3 protein-coding genes are annotated in these 1,281 nt (G+C 36.1%); all 3 read left to right on the top strand.

Features of this window, described 5'->3' with window-relative positions; genetic code table 11:
- The first annotated feature begins 201 nt into the window (after positions 1 to 201).
- The 3 genes from CTY47_RS16675 (at position 202) to CTY47_RS16660 (ending at position 1,139) form a co-directional block, all read left to right on the top strand.
- The gene (locus CTY47_RS16675) at positions 202 to 426 is read left to right on the top strand and encodes a zinc finger-like domain-containing protein (protein WP_099465906.1); all 225 of its coding nucleotides are present in this window, start codon (positions 202 to 204) and stop codon (positions 424 to 426) included.
- Positions 427 to 456: 30 nt separating this feature from the next.
- On the top strand, positions 457 to 705 hold the full coding sequence (locus CTY47_RS16670; RefSeq protein ID WP_099465905.1) for a hypothetical protein: 249 nt from the start codon (positions 457 to 459) through the stop codon (positions 703 to 705).
- Positions 706 to 953: 248 nt separating this feature from the next.
- Positions 954 to 1,139, top strand: coding sequence for a hypothetical protein (locus CTY47_RS16660; protein ID WP_099465904.1), 186 nt, complete (start codon positions 954 to 956; stop codon positions 1,137 to 1,139).
- Positions 1,140 to 1,281: the final 142 nt, after the last annotated feature.

Here is a 1,281-nt window from a genome sequence, read left to right as displayed (position 1 = left end):
CAGAAGATTGCCGCCAACTTTTCCGCACCATGTACAAGAACCGCCCCGGTATCAACTGGGAAACTCAGCTAATAGACCTCTGTCTGTTGGAATACACGAAAGAAAGTAAGGAACCTGAATTATTTAACTACTAATCCTGAACGGTTATTTGTGTCGGGGTTCGATTCCCCGACCGGGAACAAATTTTATAAACTATTTATTATGAGCATAAAACAAAACTCAATCCTTGTTATACCTCCTGAATATCAGGAAGTGTGGGAAAAAATATCATTCACAGGCTATCGGTGTCCGGTCTGTAATGGGCAGAAAAGTTTTTCGGAACAAGTTGGGTATAACCAGTATGAAGAAAAAGCCTGTGATTATTGCAAAGGTACCGGCAAGGTCAAGGCAGAAATCACGATAAACTGGGTACCAGACGCAGACTGATAATATTTACTAACAATTAAAGATACGATTATGTGCAAATTAAGAGCAGAAGACGCACGGAAAATTGCGAATGACAATTCCGAAGCCATCCAAAGTATTTTGGATGATGTATTTAAAATGATTGAACGTACTGCAAAAGAGGGACGTTTCAAACTGAACTACACATCTGAAATTTCGGATGTCAACCTCATTACTCCGGTCATGGAACAATTAACAACAATGGGCTACAGTGTTGACAGTTGTAGCCTGAAAAATATCAATTTAACGATAGGTTGGTAACCTACAATAAAAATATGAAAACTATGGTAGACTTGATAGAATATCTCAACCAGTCTGGATTCACTGACTTGATTCGCTTGTTTTTGATAATAGGAGGACTTTTGTCTTTAGTCGTATTTTCCCTGACAATATGGTTCTTTATTAAAATATCACGTAGAATTTTTAAGACTAGGGAACAATCCATATTGGGTTATTATCAACATAGAGAAGAAAGAAAACGGACGTTTAGAGCAAAAAAATAACGAGCTATGGCAAAGAAAAGAATAGAATTGGAATTAGTAAATAATATCCCTGATTTAATCAGATTTCAGGAGCTTGTAGTTGAATCCATGCCTTCCAATATTCCGAAACAAATAGCAAATTTTCAGATAGACATTCTGAATGTATTAAAAACCGTCGGCCAAATGGATATTAGCCATGTCGGTGTCAATTAATAATTAACTAACAATTAAAAATAATTGAATCATGGAAGAAAATAAAATATCAATTGAAATAACAAGTAAAGGCTGGACAACGACTGTCTGTCTTAATGGTAAAACATTTATCCAGAAACATGTCGCTACACCTACTGGAGCA

This window comes from Parabacteroides provencensis, assembly GCF_900232875.1.
Taxonomy (GTDB): domain Bacteria; phylum Bacteroidota; class Bacteroidia; order Bacteroidales; family Tannerellaceae; genus Parabacteroides; species Parabacteroides chinchillae.
Note: the sequence above shows the minus strand (reverse complement) of the source record. Positions and strands in the feature narration are given on the sequence as shown.